The organism is Vibrio sp. 1-2 (7-a), from assembly GCF_013048515.1.
Classification (GTDB): domain Bacteria; phylum Pseudomonadota; class Gammaproteobacteria; order Enterobacterales; family Vibrionaceae; genus Vibrio; species Vibrio diabolicus.
Genome location: NZ_VHSQ01000018.1, coordinates 34552 through 55338 on the forward strand (window position 1 = coordinate 34552; position 20787 = coordinate 55338).

The following is a 20787-nucleotide window of genomic DNA, read 5'->3' on the forward strand; positions in this document are numbered from 1 at the left end:
GCTAGTAACATGGAAAAAAGAAAACCAACTATTCAAAATATTGAAGTGAGTGACCACACCGCGGAGCTGTCGCTGCGAGTGGATGCTGACATCTTAGATTTCCAAGGTCATTTCAGTCACTTCCCTCTTTTACCCGGCGTCACTCAAATTGATTGGGCGTTGTTCTACGCCGTTCAATATTTGAATACACCCAAGGTATTTAAAGGAATGGAAGTCATCAAATTTCAAGAGCCGATTCTGCCAAACGCCGACGTTTGCCTCTCACTCTCTTGGGACAATGAGCGTGAGAAATTGACCTTTAAGTACACAACGAAAAGCGGTGAAACCTTGGTGACTCACTCGTCAGGAAAAATGAAACTGGGTGAGTCACGTGAGTGATTACCGTCCCTGCTTTTTAATTCCTTGCTACAACCACGGCAGCACAATTGCAGACGTGGTTGCGTCGTTATCCTCTTTCGATTTGCCAGTGCTGGTCGTGGACGACGGCAGCAATGAATACACCAAACAAGCGCTTTCAGCTTTGAGTGAGCAAGGACTGATAAAACTGATTAGTTTGAGCGAAAACCAAGGTAAAGGTGGCGCGGTAATGGCAGGCCTACATCAAGCTCACCAGCTTGGTTTTACGCACGCCATTCAAATCGACGCAGACGGTCAACACGACCTAGAAGCATTGCCGAAGTTGCTCAGCGCCAGCAAAACAAAACCAGATAACCTGATTTCGGGCCAACCGATATACGACGAGAGCGTACCTAAATCCCGTTTGTATGGTCGCTACGCTACGCACATTTGGGTGTGGATAGAAACCTTGTCACTGTCTATCAAAGACAGCATGTGCGGTTTTCGCGCCTACCCAGTGGCGAAAACGGTCGCCGTGTTGAACAAGTACAACATCGGCAAACGCATGGATTTTGATATCGAAATTCTGGTGCGAATGTACTGGGAAGGCGTCGATATTGCTTTTGTTCCAACGCGCGTGATCTACCCTGAAGGTGGCATTTCCCACTTCGACGCATTGTGGGATAACGTCAAGATAAGCTGGATGCACACTCGACTATTTTTTGGCATGTTGCCGCGCATCCCTTCGCTACTCGCAAGAAAGCGCCATCACGCAGACGACAGCAATGCCCACTGGTCTAAACGAAAAGAACAAGGCACGATTTTAGGCATCAAAACCTTGCTCGCGGTTTACCGCTTGTTCGGCAGAAAAGCGTTCGACCTGATTTTGAAGTTAGTCATGCGCTACTACCACTTCACGGGTAAATCTGCCCGCGAAGCGTCTGAGATTTACCTGAACAACTTACAGCACTACGCAGCGCAGCAGAACATCGCACTGCCAAAACAGTTGGACAGCTATCATCATCTGCTTTCTTTTGGGCGTACCATGCTCGACAAACTGGCAGCATGGCAAGGTGACTTTAATGTCGACAACCTAACCATTCACGGCCAACATCATTTCGAAGAGATGGCGCAGAAAAAACAAGGCGTGCTCATTTTAGGCTCGCACCTTGGCAATATCGAACTCTGCCGCGCGCTTGGTCGTCGACACTCTCATGTCAAAATCAATGCCTTGGTATTTACCCAACACGCTGAACAATTTAATGCGGTAATGAAGGCGGTAAACCCAAATTCGGAACTGAATCTGATTCAAGTCAGCTCAATGGGACCAGACACCGCGATTCTGCTTCAACAAAAAATCGAGCAAGGCGAATGGGTAGTGATCGTTGGCGATCGCACTTCCACCAGCAAAGAAAATCGTGTCGTTTGGGCAGATTTTCTTGGTAAACCTGCACCATTCCCGCAAGGCCCATTCATGCTGGCCTCGGTATTAAAAGCGCCGGTTTACCTACTCTTCGGCCTACGCGACGACGAAGCAAACACTCCGCATTTTAATGTGTACTTTGAACACTTTAGTGACCAAATCACGCTACCGCGCAAGGAGCGTCAGCAGGCACTAGAACACGTTGTTCAACAGTACGCACAAAGATTAGAACACCACACACTGCAAGCGCCGTTACAGTGGTACAACTTTTTTAACTTCTGGACTTTAAGTAATCAGCCACATGACAAACAACAATAATCACAACATCACTTTTGGTACCCAATCTTTAACCATCGAAGATGTCGTTGCCATTGCTCAAGGTGCAAAGGCAAACATGAACACCTCGCCAGAATTTATCGCGAAAATTGATCGTGGCGTGGCGTTTCTGGAACGATTACTTAAAGAAGAAGGCGTTATTTACGGCGTGACCACGGGTTACGGCGATTCATGTACTGTGGCGATTCCACCCGCGCTTGTGGATGAACTTCCGTTGCACCTTACACGCTTCCATGGTTGTGGCTTAGGTCAAATCCTTTCTCATGAGCAAGCTCGTGCGGTGTTGGCAACACGTTTATGTTCATTGTCGCAAGGCGTATCTGGCGTGTCTCACGATCTGTTGAACCAAATCGTTACGCTTATCAACCACGACATTGCGCCGCGTATTCCACAGGAAGGCTCGGTGGGCGCAAGTGGCGATTTGACGCCTCTGTCGTACCTAGCGGCGACCTTAATTGGCGAGCGTGAAGTGCTTTACAAAGGCGATGTGCGACCAACACAAGAAGTGTTTGCAGAGCTGGGCATTGAGCCAATTCGCCTAAAACCAAAAGAAGGTTTGGCGTTAATGAACGGTACATCCGTGATGACTGCCCTCGCCTGTCTTGCCTACAAACGCGCAGAATACCTAGCGCAGCTTTGCACCAAGATTACCGCGATGGTCTCTGTGGGTATGCAAGGTAATGACTTCCACTTTGATGAAGCGTTGTTTGCGGTAAAACCTCACCCTGGTCAACAGCAAGTTGCGGCTTGGCTGCGTGATGATCTCAATGCTGAACGTCCGCCACGCAATAGCGACCGACTGCAAGATCGTTACTCGCTGCGTTGTGCGCCACACGTGATTGGCATGGTGCAAGACTCACTGCCTTGGCTACGTCAATTAATTGAGAATGAACTAAATAGTGCCAACGACAATCCAATCATCGATGGCGACAACGAGCGCGTTCTGCACGGCGGTCACTTCTACGGTGGTCATATCGCAATGGCGATGGACACATTGAAAGTGAACATTGCCAACTTAGCTGATCTGCTGGATCGTCAGATGGCGCAACTGATGGATTACAAGTTCAATAACGGCCTACCGTTTAACTTAACCGGTGCAGAAGGCGAGCGTAAACCGATCAACCACGGCTTTAAAGCAGTTCAGATTGGTATTTCAGCTTGGACGGCAGAAGCGTTGAAAAACACCATGCCAGCGAGCGTTTTTTCTCGCTCAACCGAATGTCACAACCAAGACAAAGTGAGTATGGGCACCATTGCGGCTCGCGATTGCTTACGCGTACTTGAGTTAACAGAGCAAGTTGCTGCGGCTTCACTGCTGGCAAGCGTTCAAGCGGTTGAGATTCGTCGCCGTCATAACGAATTGGACGAACACCACATGAGTCAGAGTTTGCGAGTAATTCGTGACGCCGTGCTGAGCGAGTTTGAATTTGTGATTGAAGATCGCCCATTGGAACAAGATTTGCGTCATTTCATTGAACGCATTCAGCAACGTCATTGGCCACTCTACGCGGAGGTATAATGCAAGAGCAGGTTCTCTACCCATTAGAAGCGGAGGTGACAATGGTCACCTCATTCCAAGATGCTGACCCGATGGGCGTGATATATCACGGCAACTTCTTTCGGTATTTTGAAGAAGCGCGTCGTGTGCTGATGGAGAAGATCCAATACAGCTATCGCGATATGCAAGACTCTGGGTATATGTGGCCGATCATCGACACGCGTGTTAAATACGTCAAGGCGATTCCGTTTAATCACACCATTCGCATTACCGCGCAACTCACGGAGTGGGAAAACCGCTTACGTGTGGATTACGTGATTTACGACGCCGAAACGAATCAACGTATGTGCAAAGCGCATACAACGCAAGTCGCCGTATCCATTGAAAAGCAAGAGATGTGCTTTGTTTCTCCAGCAGTTTTTTTAGATAAAGTAGAGCAATGGCACAACCATGGGAGCCTGAACTAATGCAAAAGTGGTTACTCTCTTTTTTGCTGATATTTTCTGTTCCAGCACTGGCCACACCGAGAGCAAATGTAACGGATTTGGCATCGCTTCAACAGCAGTTGTCTCAGCATGAAATCGTACGCGGAGATTTTACGCAGCAGCGTCATCTAGAAATGTTTAGTCAACCTTTAACCTCTAAAGGTCAGTTCACACTGAGCAAAACACATGGCTTGTTGTGGCAACAAACAGAACCTTTCGCAGTCAATTTGGTATTGACGGAAAATAAACTTCGTCAGACCTTTGCCGACCAAGCACCGAAAACGATCTCTGCGGAAGAAAACCCAATGGCGTTCTACTTTAGCCATGTATTTTTATCCGTGTTCCACGGGGATACTTCTGCACTGCAAGAACAATTCACACTCGATTTTTCAGTTGAGAACAATCAATGGCAGCTCGTTTTAGTGCCAAAACAGTCGCCATTAAATGCGGTGTTTCAATCCATCACTCTTTCCGGTAAAACGCACATTGATCGCCTAACCCTACAAGAGCTGCGTGGCGATAAGACCGCAATCACGTTTACGAACCAGACCTCTCTACCTCAGGAACTCACGGATGCCGAAGACGCTCAATTCCGTTTCTAAACTCAGTCTTGGCACTCATACCTTTGCTCTGGTTTGGCTCAATCTCGTTGTTTTAGCGGGCGCGTTGCTACTCAAACAATGGGTTTGGAGTGCAGAATCTCCGATTGAGACCAACATTTTAAAACTGTTGCCGAAGAACCAACAAAACCCGGTGGCTGAGCAAGCCTTTGAGTCGGTCTCGGCAAGTATGAGCGACAAAGTCATTTTCGTGATCACAGCGCCGGACAAAAATGCCCTTTTTGCAGCGGCCGCTGAATTTGATAAGGGATTACGCCAAAGTAATCATTTTCGCGATGTGGTGGGAAAAATCTCACCTCAAGAGCAGCAAGCTTGGGCGAGTTACTACTTTAAGCACCGCTTCCAATTACTGACGCCTGAACAACGAGAGCGTTTAAGCCAAAATCCAGAACAGCAAGTGCAGCATGTGATTCAGTCGCTGTACAACCCGTTTTCTGGAGTGACCGGGCAAGAGTTACAAAATGACCCTTTCTTGCTATTTCGTGATTATTTAAGCCAAGTTACCCAGCAATCGTCCTCTTTCCGATTGGATAACGGCTATCTGTCCGTCGAAAAAGACGGTGCTCAATACTTTCTTATTACTGCCGAGCTAAAAGACTCGCCTTATAGCCTAACTGGGCAGCTTGCAGTCCCTGATATTCAAGCGCTAGAACAGAGCGTCGCGCAGAAATATGGCGCTGAAGTTGCACATACTGGCGTTCTATTTTACGCCGACTTTGGTACGCAAAGTGCAAAATCGGAGATCAGTACCATCGGTGTGTTCTCTCTGCTCGGTATCATTGCATTGTTCGTGTTGGTCTTTCGTAGTGTGGTGCCACTGTCTCTCGCACTGCTTTCCATCACCATTGGTTTGCTCGTTGCGTTGTCAGTGACAACGTGGATTTTTGGAAAAGTCCATCTGTTCAGCTTAGTGTTTGGCGCAAGTTTAATCGGCGTGTCTATCGACTACGCATTCCACTACCTAACGGAACGTCTTGTGGCGGGAAATGAATGGGATAGCGAACAAGGGTTAAAGCATATTTTCATAGCTATCACACTTGGCTTAATCACCAGTTTGATCGGCTATTTGGGCATGTTAGTGGCACCGTTCCCTGGTTTGCAGCAGCTTGCGCTGTTTTCATCCATTGGTCTAATTGCCGCTTACATCACCGTGGTGGCTTGGTATCCGATACTGGCTCGTAACCCATCGCGATCCATTTCGAACTTACCAGGACAATCATTGTTGGCGAAATGGTTAACGCTTTGGAATCACCCTCGAATTAAAGTCGGATTACCGATGTTATGTGTGGTTGCGAGTGGCTTTTTCTTGCTGCAATTGAACTACGATGACGACATTCGTCTACTGCAAACGATGCCGAACGAACTCAAGCAGCAAGAAACCTTGATTACGACGCTCAGTGGCATGCAATCTTCGCAGCAAATGTTGGTAGTTACCGCCGACGATGACGAAAACCTAATGAAAAAGCTGGAGTCTTTGACGCCAACTTTAGAAGCGTGGAAAGCGGACAGCACCATCGAAAGCTACCAGAGCCTGAGCCGCTACTTGAGCTCAGTGGAACGTCAGCAACAAGACTATCAATTGATTCGCGATCTTTACGCGACACAATCCAGCCCACTTACTTCCGGGCTGGGCTTAAGTAAAAAGCCCAAAATGGACGCCGACTTTATCCCTGTCACGGTTGATCAGTACTTGCAAAACCCAGTATCAGCGCCTGTGCGTTTTCTTCATTTGGGTAAGATCAAAGGAAAATCGGCAACGGTAGTGGTGTTAAACCAATTGCAAGACTCCGCCGTTGTTAAGGGGTTTTCCAAATCACAGTCTGATGTTGCCTACCTAAACAAAGCTGAAGAAATATCCGCCCTATTTGGTGAATACCGAATCAAAATCATGGAGCTATTGGTAGCCGCCAGTGCTGTGATCTTTCTGGTGTTAATCAAGCGGTACGGTCTGCAACACAGTTGGCGAGTTTTACTGCCATCATTGATTGCTTGCGCCTGCGGTCTGGCAACGGCTGTCGCGATGGGAACAACGTTAAACCTGTTCAACTTGCTTGGCTTGGTGCTCATTCTTGGTATCGGGATCGATTACACTCTGTTCTTTGCCGAGAAAGCCCGCAGCGTGAGCACACTATTGGCGATCACCCTTTCGGCAATAACCACTGTGCTGTCATTTGGGTTGCTGTCACTAAGCCAAACTCACGCGATTCACAGTTTCGGCATTACGGTGTTAAGTGGTATTTTTGTCGCTTGGCTACTCTCTCCGATTGCGATTAAAACAGAGGAAACGACGTCATGATTTTTAACCATGCTTTTCGCTGCGCGACGTTAATCGCACTGAGTCTGTTTTTAAGTGCATGTAGCTTGGTACCTCACCAATCGACGCCTCAGGTCGACATTGACGAGCACACCCAAGTTAGCTTGCCCACTCCCGCAAGCTTGGGCTATCAGTTGTCTGCCAGTCAGTTGATTACGGCTTCTTGGGCAATAGATGGTAAAACCACATCTGAGCAACTTCCGGTACAACTGCAAGTAACCAACAACGAAGTGGTACTGGCAGGCTTCTCATCCTGGGGGACGAGAGTACTCTCACTGTCTTACGATGGAGAACAAATTCAAACCGAAGTGCTCAACGGTTTACAAGGTTCGCTACCGCAGCCAGAACAGGTATTATTTAACCTGATGATCACGCTCTGGCCGAGTTCCGCTTGGGAAGGATCGTTAAATGAGGTAAGGTGGCGAATTATTGATAAAAATAATTCTCGCGCCATCTTTGATAGCGACGGTGAAAAGATCATTGAGATTCAATACAGCTCTTCTAACAAGTTAGAGGGTAAGATTGATTTTCATCACCTCAAACATCAGTTTTCAATTTCTATTCAAACACTGCAACATCAGATTAATTAAGAACAATTTAGAATAACAATATGCCTATTCGCTCTTCTCAACCTTTGTATATTCAGGCCTGTGGCTTTCACTCTGCCATGGGACAAGATGATGCGCTCATCCACCAGTGTTTATCGGGAGCGAAGCCATCCAACATGGTGGTTGACCAAGATATTTTAAATTCAGGCCGCCAAACAGTAATCGGTCGAATCGCACAGGCGTTACCGCAATTACCACCCGCACTCAGCCAGTTTGATACGAGAAACAACCGCCTCGCACTTTCGGCTTTGCAGCAAATCGAAGGCGACGTGCGTGACGCCATTGCTAAATATGGTCGTGACCGTATCGCAGTCGTGATCGGCACCAGCACATCTGGCATTTCAGATGGCGAAATCGCATTTGGCGAAAAGCTGGCAAGCGGTGAGTTTCCTGCCGACTACCATTACACCAAACAAGAGCTTGGCAACTGCAGCGATTTTATTGCAGCCTACTTTGATTTGAGCGGCCCACATTACTCAGTTTCAACCGCTTGCTCTTCTAGTGGTCGTGTCTTTTTAACCGCGCAACGCCTGATTCGCTCTGGCATTGTTGATGCGGTCATTGTAGGTGGTGTGGATACCATTTGTCGCCTAACGCTAAACGGCTTTAACGGTTTAGAAGCTCTATCCGATACCCTTTGTAAGCCGTTTGACCAACATCGCAACGGCATCAATATCGGCGAAGCCGCAGCATTAATGTTGCTAAGCAAAACACCTGCGCCCGTTGCTCTTCTCGGAGCTGGCGACAGCTCAGACGCACACCATATTTCCGCACCACATCCAGAAGGTTTAGGCGCAGAAGAAGCGATGAAAAAAGCGTTGGCCAATGCAGGACTTACAGCGCAAGACATTGGTTACATCAACGCGCATGGCACAGCAACGCCGTTAAACGATGTGATGGAAAGCAAAGCCATTCATCGCTGCTTTGGTGACTCCGTCCCTGTGAGCTCTACAAAGCCACTTACCGGACACACATTAGGCGCTGCAAGTGCAACGGAAGCCGCGATCGCTTGGCATATTCTCAAGTACAACCTTGATTTGCCAATACAACACTGCGAAACCAAAGCAGACGATATCCATATATCGTTAGTTGAGACGCCAACCAAACTGGGTAACAAAGCGATTCTCAGCAACTCTTTTGCTTTTGGTGGCAATAATATTAGTCTTATTTTTGGTTACGCTCATGACTAAACTTCCTCCCATCGAACAACTTTTGCCACACGACAAACCAATGATTTTGGTCGATCGTGCCTTGGATGTTCAACAAGATACGATTCACTGCCAGGTTGATATCGCAGAACACAACCCGTTCTTCGACTCGACCTCTCAAACCGTGCCAGCTTACGTTGGCATTGAGTTTATGGCGCAATCTGTCGCGGCGTGGTCTGGTTACCACGCATTAATGAAAGAACAAGCGCCACCGATTGGCTTTTTGCTTGGTAGCCGTCGATACACGTCTGAATGCGATACGTTTTCTCGCGGACAGGTGCTCGATGTGTATGCTGAAAAAGTTATGGAAGATAACGGTATGGCGGTTTTTTCAGCCCGTATTGAGCTACAAGGAACTGTTGTAGCGACTTGCCAATTGAACGTTTACGTTCCATCAGAAGAAAAATTACAAGAAATGAAAATCAGGAGTCAACAATGACCCGACAAGTCCTCGTTACAGGTGCCAGCAAAGGCATCGGTAAAGCCATTGCCGTTCAATTAGCCAAAGATGATTTCCAAGTCATTGTCCATTACATGGGCGATCAACAAGGCGCGCAAGACACCCTAGACACCATCGAACAGCATGGTGGTAGCGGTCGTCTTATCCAATTCGACATCAGTGACCGTGCAGATTGTCGTGAGAAGCTAGAAGCCGATATCGCCGAACACGGCGCTTACTATGGCGTCGTGAACAACGCAGGCATCACAAAAGATACCGCTTTCCCTGCGATGACCGAAGAAGAATGGGATGGTGTGATTCATACCAACCTAGATAGCTTCTACAACGTTCTTCACCCTTGTGTTATGCCAATGGTGCAAAAGCGTAAAGGTGGTCGAATTGTTACCCTTGCATCAGTATCTGGCCTGATGGGTAACCGTGGTCAAACCAACTACAGCGCAGCAAAAGCGGGCGTAATTGGTGCAACAAAATCACTCGCACTTGAACTGGCAAAACGCAAAATCACCGTTAACTGCGTTGCTCCAGGGCTTATCGACACAGGCATGGTAGACGAACACGTAAAAGAACACGCGATGCCGCAAATTCCTTTGCGCCGCATGGGAGAACCAGAAGAAGTCGCTGGTTTAGTCAGTTACCTTATGTCTGACATCGCAGGCTATGTAACTCGCCAAGTCATTTCGGTAAACGGAGGCCTAGTATGAGCCGTCGAGTTGTTGTAACCGGAATGTCGGGTGTGACTACGTTTGGTAACGATTGGCAATCTGTCGAGCCAAAACTGCGTGACTGCCAGAACGCGACGCAATACATGCCTTCTTACGAACAGTATGATGGTTTGAACACCAAGCTCGCGGCACCAATTTTAGATTTTGATCTGCCAAAGCACTACAAGCGCAAGCAAGTACGCGGCATGGGCCGTGTTTCCAAATTAGCGACCGTCGCAACAGAAAACGCACTAAGCCAAGCAGGTTTGATTGGTAACGACGTGCTAACCAACGGTCAAACAGGCATCGCATACGGCTCATCAACAGGCAGTACTGACGCAATCGGCGCATTTGGTGTCATGCTGAATGAGAAAACCACTAAAGCGATCACCGCAACGACTTACGTGCAGATGATGCCACATACCACGGCGGTGAACGTTGGTCTATTTTTCGGTTTGAAAGGCCGAGTGATCCCAACCAGCAGTGCATGTACCTCTGGCAGCCAAGCAATCGGCTATGCCTACGAAGCGATCAAACACGGCTACCAAACGGTAATGGTTGCTGGTGGCGCTGAAGAATTGTGCCCAACGGAATCCGCTGTCTTCGATACCCTTTTTGCTACCAGTCTGAAGAATGAAGACCCGAAAAGCACACCAAGACCTTATGACTCCGATCGCGATGGTTTGGTGATTGGTGAAGGTGCGGGAACGCTGGTTCTGGAAGAGTACGAACACGCCGTCGCTCGTGGCGCGAAAATCTATGCAGAAATCATCGGTTTTGCCAGCAACTGTGATGCCGCACACGTCACTCAACCACAGATGGAAACCATGCAAATCTGTATGGAAATGGCTTTGCAAAACGCGGGCATTCCTGCTGAGAAGATCGACTATGTATCTGCTCACGGCACTGCCACCGACCGCGGTGATATTGCAGAAAGCAACGCAACAGCGAATGCTCTAGGTAAAGTGCCAATCAGTTCACTCAAGAGCTACTTTGGCCACACACTAGGCGCGTGTGGCGCAATTGAAGCGTGGCTAGGTTTAGAAATGATGCACACGGGTTGGTTCAACCCAACACTCAACCTAGAAAACCTCGACGAGCAATGTGGCGATTTAGACTACATCGCCGGACAAGGCCGAGAACTGGACGTGAAATATTTGATGAGTAACAACTTCGCCTTTGGCGGCATCAACACCTCCATCATCTTTAAAAAGATGTAATGCCCTTAATAAATGCAAAAGCGCTGGTTAACCAGCGCTTTTTTGTTGGTTGCCTATCAGGTTCATATATCACGCTGTAACGGCAAACAAGACATTACCATTCCGCGATACAAAGGCGACTTTTAACACCACGAATTTGTAATCCCATCGCTTCAAAGACATGCTCAAAATCTTGGCAAGATGCAGGCACATTAGGTAGCGACAATGAAGCCTCGGTAAAAAATGTACGACTCAAATTATCCGTCTCTCCCCAAGCTAACTGCCACCAATCCAAAATTCGCGGCTTGGATGCGTTTAATCGATAGCTAGCAGGAATACGATCACGCTTGTTTAGGTTTTCAACCTTAGATGTTGGTAGTAAGTTCCACTTATCATTGTTGGGCCAATAAGCAAAAGGCAAACAGTGATCAACGTGATACTCATTTCGTAATTTGCTTCCACTCCATACACTGACAATGTCGCAATGGCTGAGCTTCAACTGTTCAATTCTCTTTCGCACGACTCGCGTATCATGGTCTTTATCAATCCAGACCAAACAATCGTGATACGTTTGCAGTGGAATACCCCGCTCTTGATTAGACTGAAATCGTTGCATTTCCATAATCCATTGGTTGACTACCAGCGGCTCAATCCAAGAGTTATACAATCGAAAACAATCCCAAAGGCTTTCATCCAACACAAACAGCCCATAGCTTTCGAGGAACTCACTATCCACAACAATTGAACCTTTAGGCTTTTTAGCTGAACGAATCATTTCAAAGTAAGGGTTTGATTTATCGCCCTGATAGGTAAAGGCGACGGGGCCATCTTTTATGGTTTTTAAGCTATCTTTTATTGCTTTATCCAGCGCCACTGCGTCTTCGCCAAAAAATGTCGCGCCTATAGCAAGATCATCAGGACTTAAATGGGAAAGCCTGCCCCAACCTTCCGGCTTGATAAATCCTAGCCCTTTAGACGAGTTCGAGCTTTGCTGGATGTTCTCTTTATCGATTAAACGCTTAAATTGACGAATCCAATATAAGCCAACTAATCCTAATGGGATGGCAACTTTACCTTCGCTGCGATCAACCACTGCACCAGAATGAGCGTCTGCAATACGTAGTAAAGTACGCAGTAGTGCGAGTTTATAGGTAGCCGATTTGGAATCATTGACGATAATGTGGCGAACCTTATTCAGATCACCAGAACCATCATCAGGCAAAGACATCACTACCGTTTGCCAAGATACACCCGTTCGCTTTAACTGATCATCATCGAGAGATACGTTTCTCACCATTAACGCGCTATTCTTTGCAAACTTTTCAAGCTCTTCAACCGATACCGGATAAGCTTTACGACCGTCAGAAAAGTCACCGTGACGAAGGCTAATCACCAATCGACCATTAGGCGCTAACAAATTTGCAAGTTTGCGAAATGCACGTTCACGGTGCGTAGGCGCAAGATGCATCCATACCGCACTGACAAGAATTAAATCGAAGCGAAAGCCAAGATTAATGGTTTTCTCAAGCTTAGGTAATGCATCTTCAAGCCAAGTAACGGAATCGCCACAGTAAGACTTACCAAGCCTTAGAAGTGCTTGAGCAGGCTCAATCGCAACAACTTCACACCCATGTTCAGCCATCCATTTCGCGTCTCGACCAGAGCCCGCGCCAACATCTAACACGCGATCTCCAGCCTGGGGCCAGAAAACTCTCCAGCTCGCGTGGACATCCTTAAACTTGAGCGAAGTGTATTGCTCCGCTAAACAATCTGCGTGTTGTTCATAAAATCTAGACGTGGCAGGCATAAAGATAAACAGGAAAGCAACTAATATGAGCTCATGTTAATTGCTAGAGATTGCAATAGCTATAATCTCAGTCAAAAGTTGTAGGTGACGTAGTGATTAATATCGAATGTTCTAAAACGCAAAAGCCCCGAAAACTCAAAGAGTTATCGGGGCTTTTTAGAATAAATGGCACGCCCTATTGGATTCGAACCAATGACCACATCCTTAGAAGTGATGTAGTCACAGGATTACACACAATTACCTAAAGTTAAATTGCCATTTAAAATCAACGATTTAATGACAATCAATAAGATAACAGTATCACTTATAGTTACATTTGGCTACACTAGACTAAACAGTAACCCGACTACATAGCCGACTACGAAGTTTAGCTAATAGCAGTTCATTCAAGGTAACTAATATGTTAACTGTAAAAGAGATAGAAGCATTTCCTGCAAAAAAAACTGCTTACTATAAACCAGATAGTACAGGCGAAAGAGGAACTGGGCGCTTAACTGTTCAAGTAACTCCCGCAGGATCTAAAATCTTCAAGTTCAAATACCATAAAGAGAAGAAAGAAGTTTTCATCACTTTAGGTAAGTTCCCTGCTCTAACTTTATCTAAAGCACGTGATCTAGCTAACGAGTACAGTACAATGCTCTCTAAAGGATTAGATCCAAAAAATGAGCTAGAAAGGCAGTCTGAAGAGAAGAAAATAGCAGAACGTGAAAAAGATCAATTAGGCACCTTTGAGCAACTTATTGAGTTCCATAAGCAGAACAAACAAGATGATGGAAATCGTAGTCACGAAGACGAATATCAGCTCATAGTGAAAAATGTGTTCCCTCATCTCGACATACATCGAAAGGCGAAAGATTTTGAAACTGAAGATTTTTTGGACATATTAGCAATCCCAATTGAAGAAGGATTTGTGGACAAGAGTAATAAAATTCGCTCCATTCTGCATGCGGCATTCAACTTCGCTTTAGGGTACGAAAATAACCCTAAATTCAGAAAAAGAGAAACCAAATTCGCTCTTGACCACAATCCGATATCGAAAATACCAAAACAACCTGAAAAAATTGGTTCACACTTCCTATCTTGGAATGAAGTAACCCAATTACTTTATGACATGGAACATAGATTTGATGATTTAAACCTTGCATACCAAACCAGACAAGTGCTAAGGCTTTGTTTTTACCTGGGAGGGCAACGACCTCACGAAGTGGTAACGATCAAATGGTCGCACATAAATTTTGATCAAAAAACTGTTCTTGTCAGCGAAGCTTTCCAAAAAACAAAGAAAAATCACATGCTTCCTCTGACTAACTCTGCAATCCAAATACTAGAAGAAATCAGAGAACAAACGGCTACTATTGGTAGCCCATTTGTTTTCTTTAAGAAAACAAATTCAAATGAACATATGCCTACCAACACTATTGCTCAAGCACTGCTAACTTACAAAAAAGTTACAAAAATTAGGCCTTTTGTCGCTAGGGACTTTCGGAGAACAGTAAAAACATTGGGAGGGGAAATCAAGATTCCCAAAGAGTACCGTGATCGTATACAGGGGCATGCTATCAATGATGTATCTGGTAGGCACTATGATATGTATGAGTACATTGATGAAAAACGATTGGGACTTGAACTATGGGAAAAGGCGCTCAATTCACGCCTTGAAGATTATAAGCTAGTATTTTTTGAGAGAGAGCTTCCTTGGAAGAAAAAGAGCCTTACCTCCTAATACAACTAATTTTATCTACGATAACTGCCAAGAAAGACTCGATAGCTCAATCACAACCAAGCCATTGCCCTTTCGAGTTACAGGCGTGGCTGACAACTAACAAAGCGAGCGGTAGCTTGACCATCCCCAAAAATATCAAAACAGTCGTGCAATAACTTGCACGACTGTGAGGCTTTTCTTTAAATACTGATTTATTTTTTTGTCAATTGAATTTTCTTGACGGTCTTTAAGACACCGTTAAATATCTTATCTCTTACGCTTTCATTGATATCAGTTGGTAGCGAGTTTCCGACAGAATCAATCACCTCCATTGCCGTCGATTCAAACTCATCGAGCAATAAGCGAACCTTTTCTCGCCTTATGTTCGGGACGTTCATAGTGTGAAAGGTATCTTCGAAATGGCGCGGTTGAAGTTGGTGCCACTTCCATTTTCGACCACTAGTGCCACGTAAGCTCATTGCCATCTTGATCTTACGCTCACTCAAACCACGCCCACCTGTCAGTGGATGTGCCGAAATAATGTCATACAGTGGTGCAAGCTGATATCGACCAGATGCGGCTATACTTACAGAGAAATTCTTTCCATGCCCGTCAATGGCAGCTAGTAGCCAAAACAATATCTGAGAACGCGCAAAAGTAACGGTATCGTTGATTTCGTATGAGTATCGCAAAATATCAATAGATTCTTCTATGCCGATACCACCGTCAATTTCATATTTTCTAGCTGAGGGAATCCCTTTTGCCTGGCAAAAATCCTCATGGGGCAAGCGCAAGTAATAGCTGTTATCAGAAGATAATTTTCGGTCAAATCGCTCAACAGACAAGGCACGAACATCACCAGCACGAATAATGTCACAGTTTGCCGTTTGAATGCCGAACGCCTTTGCTAGCCTCATACAAATCAACTCATTATCTACACTAGCAGACAAATCAATAACATTGTTCTGAGAAACAATTTCACCTATTGGCAGCTTGATAATATGCGTAGTTGGAGTCATTCCCTGTGGTAGCATCCATCTTCCATCGTAGAACAGTAAGGCTGTCTTTTCCTGCGCTCCCGCTATCGAGATCCTAAAATCATCTTCCTCTTTCAGCATCCCCAAAGGAGCGTCCTCCATATATCCCTTTAGGATTTTAACCAATTCCTTTTCGGATAACGCCTTTGCGGTTATGGTTCGATGATCATCTACATCAAAGCCCTCTGGAACTAGCGTGATAGCACCTACAGCATCTCGACCAACCTTAGCTAATAGGTCGAATGGCTGTTTAGTATCTGCTTTATAGCGAGCAGCTATTCTATCTCGTATCTGCTGATTATCTGGCAGTAAGTTATCAAAGAAGTTAATAACCTCACTGCCAGTATACGCATCCTTCCTGAGAGGCATAGAAAGCGAGATAGGACGACCATTTGGTGCTAAAACCCAACCCGAATCGTAAGTGAAAACATGTGCGCCGTTTGTGCGCTTTTCAAGTACCCCAACCTTTACGCCATTCATGTAAGCATGAAGTCGATTCACCATTCGTCAACAGCCCCTTTAGTTTCAGTAATGTGCTTGCCTTTCGGCACAATATGCATTTCTAGTCCATTGATAGACAGGAGCTTGAACAATGTTTCTATCGTGGATTTTTCAGGGTTGCTTTCAAAATTAGATACTGTTGCTTGTCGCAGACCAAGATCTGTTTGCTTTAGGCCGCTTTCCTTTCGGGCTTCGCGTAACGCATTGCCGAGGGCTGTCGGTGTGTTGACTAGCATTATGATACCCTTAGTTAGATATGAAGATAGTATGCATTATATACCCCATAAAGTATATGGCGCAAATATACTTCATAGGGTATATTAAAACGATATACTCCATAAAGTATATTTGATTTTTATACTCCAAACAGTATATGAGCAGAAGTTAGTCAGAAATCTGTCCAGAGCACATATCCTCCAAGAGTTTCAAGTAAAATGACTTAGTGAAATAGACCTGTCGTAAAAAGGTCAACTAAATTGTTTGCGATATCTGGTGTAATGCTAAAGCTCAAGAGCGCACTATGGTTCGCAACTCGGAAGAAATCCTTCTCGGTTGCCTAAATCACCTTTGCCCCTTTATGTAGACGGTTTATTCATTCATATATTGTTAACCTGAGTTCGCCCTAGTCAAACTTATCCTATTTAATTGACAAATTAGCATTCCCGCCATGCTGCATCATAAAGAAAGCTAATTTTGGTAAGCTTTGACGTAACTAAAGTATAAGAAAACTATGATAGTCAAAAGACAAGACCTGATCCTGTGAGTTTCTTTTGATTCTGAGTGATTTATCTTAGATACACATGCCTATATGTGATAGCGTGCATACTTTATGTGTAGTTTTTAAAGAGGATGCATAACGTGCAGTTTGGTGACAACTACGAAAAAATGAATGACCTAATACAGTCATTAGAACCACGAACTAAGAATGAAGCTGAAACAAGGCACAAAATAATTGATTTCGTGCTACACGACTTTTTATTCTGGCCTAAGAATAAAGTTGTTGTTGAAGAATACATAAACCCTGGATATGCTGACTATATACTTAAAAAGGATAATGGTGATGACCTTATATTTATAGAGGCAAAAAAAGAAGGAGTTTATTTTGAATTGCCAATTCCCCACTGTGATAGTGAGACATCTTGCTATATTTCTATTAATAAATTGATTAGTGATCCGAAAATAAAGTCTGTAATGCAACAAGTTAGAACCTACTGTTTTGATACTGGTTGTGAGTATGCATGTATAACAAATGGACATGAGTGGATATTTTTTAAAACTTTTGAAAAAGGTAAGCGTTGGGAACAACTTAATGCTTTCGTTATTAGGAAATTAGATTTTTTTATAATGGAGTATACCAAATCAATAAATAGCTTTTCCTTTATTGCCATTACAGAAAATTCTTCTTTACCACATATACTATCTACATCAAAACCTAAAGATCGACCTATTTTTTATCCAAAAGAAAAAATACTTACATATTCTCACCCTATTAAATCGAATAGATTAGCAACAACATTAAGGCCTATCGCGAATCATTATTTTGGTGTGATATCGGACGATGACACTGATTTTATGAATAAGTGTTATGTGTCGCAAAGAGACTATAAAAATACGTTTGATGATATTCACTCTTTAATTCATGACTCATTAACACCATATTTTGAAGAGTACGGTGTTAAACAACTTGATGATACTGGTAAAGGTGGCCAGTTAGGGGGTAGGATTACAAAAAACCTAAAAAGAAACCGTTCTGGAGAAGTTCTTGTGCTTTTTGGAGGAAAAGGTGCTGGAAAATCAACTTTTATAAAAAGACTGTTGCATCATTCCCCGCCTCGATGGCTTAAAGAACATTCGATAATATCAATCATTGATTTACTTAAAGTTCCAGAGAATGAAGAGGTTATACGAAATTATATATGGAAAACTTTGATAGAAAATCTTGATAGGGATAATATCCTAAATGAGGAACGAAGCGTATTAATAGAAAAACTATTCAAAGACAGATTTAGTGTTGCACAAAAACAATCGCTTGCAGGTTTAAATCAGTCTTCTGAAGTATATAACGTAACGCTAAATGAATTGGTTCGTGAATGGAAGCAAGACTATTTATATTGTGCAAAGCAATTAGTTTCCTATTGGTCTGAAAAAGAAAAGGGAGCAATAGTAGTTGTGGATAATACTGACCAATATTCCTCAGAGATTCAAGATTTTTGTTTTACTTCTGCGCAGGAAATATCTAAAGAGCTTGGTTGTGTATCACTCATTTCAATGCGAGAGGAAAGGTTCTATGATTCAAAAATTCATGGTGTCTTAGATGCCTTTCAAAATTCTGGATTCCATATAAGCTCTCCAAACCCCGCAGAGGTTTTCAGGAAACGTCTTAGATATACGATGTCTCTCTTGAGTAGTTTGGAAAAAAGAAATACAGTTTTAGGTGATATGGATGATGAAATAGTCAAGGATTGTAAAATTTATCTAGATATACTTAATCAGTCATTTTCGAACTCAAATTCACCATTGACAAAATTTTTAAGTGCATGTGCGCATGGAGATACACGATTATCGCTTGATTTATTTAGAAGCTTTTTGCTTTCTGGTTATACTAATGTCGACGAAATGATTTCGGTTGGCAGGTGGGAATTCCAAATCCATCAAGTTTTAAAACCAGTAATGATCCCAAGTAGATATTTTTACGATGAAAAGTTGAGTGATATCCCTAATATTTATCAACTTCGAAGCAACAGGCATTCATCTCACTTTACTGCCCTAAGAATACTAAGGTATCTATCAAAGGGGTCTGATAAAACAGATCCTTCTTTTCATTCATTATTAGATATGAAAACTTATTTTATTGAAACATTTAACATGAATGAAGATTTTGAAAATAACATCGATATACTGCTAAAACACGGAATATTGGAGTCTAATAATAGACTTGATAGATATACTGTTGATGTTGATAGTGTTAAAGTTACAAATTATGGACTTTATGTACTCCGTGAACTATCAAACTGCTACACTTATTTAGATATGATTTGTACTGACGTTGGTGTTTATAATCAAACCGTAAGTAACTATTTAGCTGAATCATCAAGAACGGAATACGCTCAGTTTAATAGAAATGAACGATTAGAACGTGTAAAAACTAGACTCGATAGAGCTGAAAATTTTATAGAATATTTAAAGGATGAAGAGTTAAGAGAGAAAGATCTTTACTCATTAGATATGCCAAAAAATGAGATGTTTAGTTCTAAAGTATGCAAGGAATTTGAAGTCGAGAAGTTACGAGTTCTTCGGAGTGCAAAGAAGCAAAGAAGCAGAAGTAATTGAGCCTAGATTTTCTGTTCGAAGATAGGACGAGGCTTACTACTTTCGTTCTATTAATTTCATATTAGGAGTTCATAGCTCATTAGAGGTATAACTAGTAGTAAACTCTTCCATTTGGGCATATCAGAAGAATAGGCTAGTCGATTCCAATTTCTTACATTTAAAGGTTCAAACTACTATAAAGAACAACTTCATCCTTCATGAATTAAACCCTAGGTAAAATGTAGTTCGCAATTTAGCGATACAAAAATTTATTCGAATTTTTCAAATTTGTCCGATTACTTTAACAAGCTTTTGTCCAGAGGCTTCATAGGCTTGAAATTTTACTCGTGGCACTTTTCTCAAAAAGTGCCACCTAGTTCAGATCTGCTCTAGACTCACACTATAGATAGGTAATCATTGAGTTTCATAATCAATATCTTCACCATGGACATAAGGCAAGAGCGTCAGGCGTTGCCATAAAATCAGCATGTTTGGTTAGGGGCTATCATGAAAATCACAAAATTAAAAATCGAAAACTTCAGGTCATTTAAAGAACAAGAAGTAGATATATCTGACTATAGTTGCTTCATTGGGGCTAATAGCTCTGGTAAATCAACAGTGATTAATGCTCTAAATCTTTTCTTTAGAGAAAACAAAAACTCGCAAACAGATTTAATTAAATTGTCAGAAGATGATTTTCACCACAAAAATACAAATGACCCAATCAAGATTACTGTTACGTTTGGAGAACTTACGGAGCAAGCTAGGGAAGATCTTGCGGCTTATGTTCGTCAAGACGAACTCACGATTACTGCTGAAGCTACTTATGATGCTGATAGCGGCAATGCAGTGGTAAAACAGTACGGGCAAAGAAAAGTAATTGCTGAGTTTGCCTCTTGGTTTTCAGCTCAAAAGTCTGGAGTAAAAGTAGTTGATTTAAAAACTATTTATGACGGAATCAAAGCACAATCACAGTTCAGCACTCTAGCGAACGTTAAAACAAAGGCGGATATGGAAAGCGCACTTCGAGAATTTGAAGAGGCAAACTCTGATCTTTGTACATATATTCCTAGTGAAGATCAGTTCTATGGTGCTTCCAAGGGCAGTAACCGTCTTGTGTAGTGGCATAGTGAATTTGGTCACTTAGTTAGAGGTGATATCATCACCTCATAAGTTAACAGGTGACACTATGACAAAACGTACAAGACGACTATTTAGCGCAGAATTTAAGTTAGAAGCAGCG

17 protein-coding genes are annotated in these 20787 nt (G+C 43.5%); 14 read left to right on the top strand and 3 right to left on the bottom strand.

What is annotated here, in order from left to right:
* The first annotated feature begins 9 nt into the window (after positions 1–9).
* The 11 genes from FKN08_RS22655 to FKN08_RS22705 are packed head-to-tail and all read left to right on the top strand — an operon-like array spanning position 10 to position 11209.
* The gene (locus FKN08_RS22655) at positions 10–378 is read left to right on the top strand and encodes a 3-hydroxyacyl-ACP dehydratase (RefSeq protein ID WP_170892895.1); all 369 of its coding nucleotides are present in this window, start codon (positions 10–12) and stop codon (positions 376–378) included.
* Entirely contained in the window at positions 371–2077 is a 1707-nt protein-coding gene (locus tag FKN08_RS22660; protein WP_170892896.1) for a glycosyltransferase family 2 protein, read from the top strand. The genes FKN08_RS22655 and FKN08_RS22660 overlap by 8 nt, the downstream gene beginning before the upstream one ends.
* Positions 2061–3614 (top strand): aromatic amino acid ammonia-lyase, encoded by a 1554-nt coding sequence (locus FKN08_RS22665; protein ID WP_170892897.1) that lies wholly within the window; start codon positions 2061–2063, stop codon positions 3612–3614. Before FKN08_RS22660 ends, FKN08_RS22665 begins: the two co-directional genes overlap by 17 nt.
* Entirely contained in the window at positions 3614–4060 is a 447-nt protein-coding gene (locus tag FKN08_RS22670; protein ID WP_005388315.1) for an acyl-CoA thioesterase, read from the top strand. The genes FKN08_RS22665 and FKN08_RS22670 overlap by 1 nt, the downstream gene beginning before the upstream one ends.
* Positions 4060–4680, top strand: a complete 621-nt coding sequence (locus FKN08_RS22675) for an outer membrane lipoprotein carrier protein LolA (RefSeq protein ID WP_170892905.1) — start codon at positions 4060–4062, stop codon at positions 4678–4680. The genes FKN08_RS22670 and FKN08_RS22675 overlap by 1 nt, the downstream gene beginning before the upstream one ends.
* Positions 4652–6994, top strand: coding sequence for an MMPL family transporter (locus FKN08_RS22680; RefSeq protein ID WP_170892898.1), 2343 nt, complete (start codon positions 4652–4654; stop codon positions 6992–6994). Before FKN08_RS22675 ends, FKN08_RS22680 begins: the two co-directional genes overlap by 29 nt.
* The gene (locus tag FKN08_RS22685) at positions 6991–7602 is read left to right on the top strand and encodes a DUF3261 domain-containing protein (RefSeq protein ID WP_170892899.1); all 612 of its coding nucleotides are present in this window, start codon (positions 6991–6993) and stop codon (positions 7600–7602) included. Before FKN08_RS22680 ends, FKN08_RS22685 begins: the two co-directional genes overlap by 4 nt.
* A gap of 20 nt (positions 7603–7622) precedes the next feature.
* On the top strand, positions 7623–8810 hold the full coding sequence (locus FKN08_RS22690) for a beta-ketoacyl-[acyl-carrier-protein] synthase family protein (RefSeq protein ID WP_170892900.1): 1188 nt from the start codon (positions 7623–7625) through the stop codon (positions 8808–8810).
* Positions 8803–9267, top strand: a complete 465-nt coding sequence (locus FKN08_RS22695) for a hotdog family protein (RefSeq protein WP_005388322.1) — start codon at positions 8803–8805, stop codon at positions 9265–9267. Before FKN08_RS22690 ends, FKN08_RS22695 begins: the two co-directional genes overlap by 8 nt.
* Positions 9264–9989 carry a 3-oxoacyl-ACP reductase FabG gene (fabG, locus tag FKN08_RS22700; RefSeq protein ID WP_109168605.1) on the top strand — a complete coding sequence of 242 codons (726 nt, stop codon included), beginning with the start codon at positions 9264–9266 and terminating at the stop codon, positions 9987–9989. Before FKN08_RS22695 ends, fabG begins: the two co-directional genes overlap by 4 nt.
* Entirely contained in the window at positions 9986–11209 is a 1224-nt protein-coding gene (locus tag FKN08_RS22705; RefSeq protein ID WP_170892901.1) for a beta-ketoacyl-ACP synthase, read from the top strand. Before fabG ends, FKN08_RS22705 begins: the two co-directional genes overlap by 4 nt.
* A 94-nt stretch (positions 11210–11303) precedes the next feature.
* Here the strand turns inward: FKN08_RS22705 and FKN08_RS22710 are convergent, their stop codons facing one another.
* Positions 11304–12995, bottom strand: a complete 1692-nt coding sequence (locus FKN08_RS22710; RefSeq protein ID WP_170892902.1) for a class I SAM-dependent methyltransferase — start codon at positions 12993–12995, stop codon at positions 11304–11306.
* A gap of 400 nt (positions 12996–13395) precedes the next feature.
* Here FKN08_RS22710 and FKN08_RS22715 point away from each other — a divergent pair, with 400 nt between their 5' ends.
* Positions 13396–14718 carry a site-specific integrase gene (locus FKN08_RS22715; protein ID WP_069539743.1) on the top strand — a complete coding sequence of 441 codons (1323 nt, stop codon included), beginning with the start codon at positions 13396–13398 and terminating at the stop codon, positions 14716–14718.
* Between the two features lie 191 nt (positions 14719–14909).
* On the opposite strand, the gene FKN08_RS22720 is transcribed toward FKN08_RS22715, so the two are convergent.
* Complete coding sequence (locus FKN08_RS22720; protein ID WP_170892903.1) at positions 14910–16238, bottom strand: type II toxin-antitoxin system HipA family toxin; 1329 nt, start codon at positions 16236–16238, stop codon at positions 14910–14912.
* Positions 16232–16471 (bottom strand): helix-turn-helix domain-containing protein, encoded by a 240-nt coding sequence (locus FKN08_RS22725; RefSeq protein WP_065771554.1) that lies wholly within the window; start codon positions 16469–16471, stop codon positions 16232–16234. The genes FKN08_RS22720 and FKN08_RS22725 overlap by 7 nt, the downstream gene beginning before the upstream one ends.
* A gap of 622 nt (positions 16472–17093) precedes the next feature.
* Between FKN08_RS22725 and FKN08_RS22730 the strand changes: the two genes are divergently transcribed.
* Positions 17094–19565 (top strand): hypothetical protein, encoded by a 2472-nt coding sequence (locus tag FKN08_RS22730; RefSeq protein WP_170892904.1) that lies wholly within the window; start codon positions 17094–17096, stop codon positions 19563–19565.
* Positions 19566–20051: 486 nt separating this feature from the next.
* Complete coding sequence (locus FKN08_RS22735; RefSeq protein WP_249373471.1) at positions 20052–20666, top strand: AAA family ATPase; 615 nt, start codon at positions 20052–20054, stop codon at positions 20664–20666.
* Positions 20667–20787: the final 121 nt, after the last annotated feature.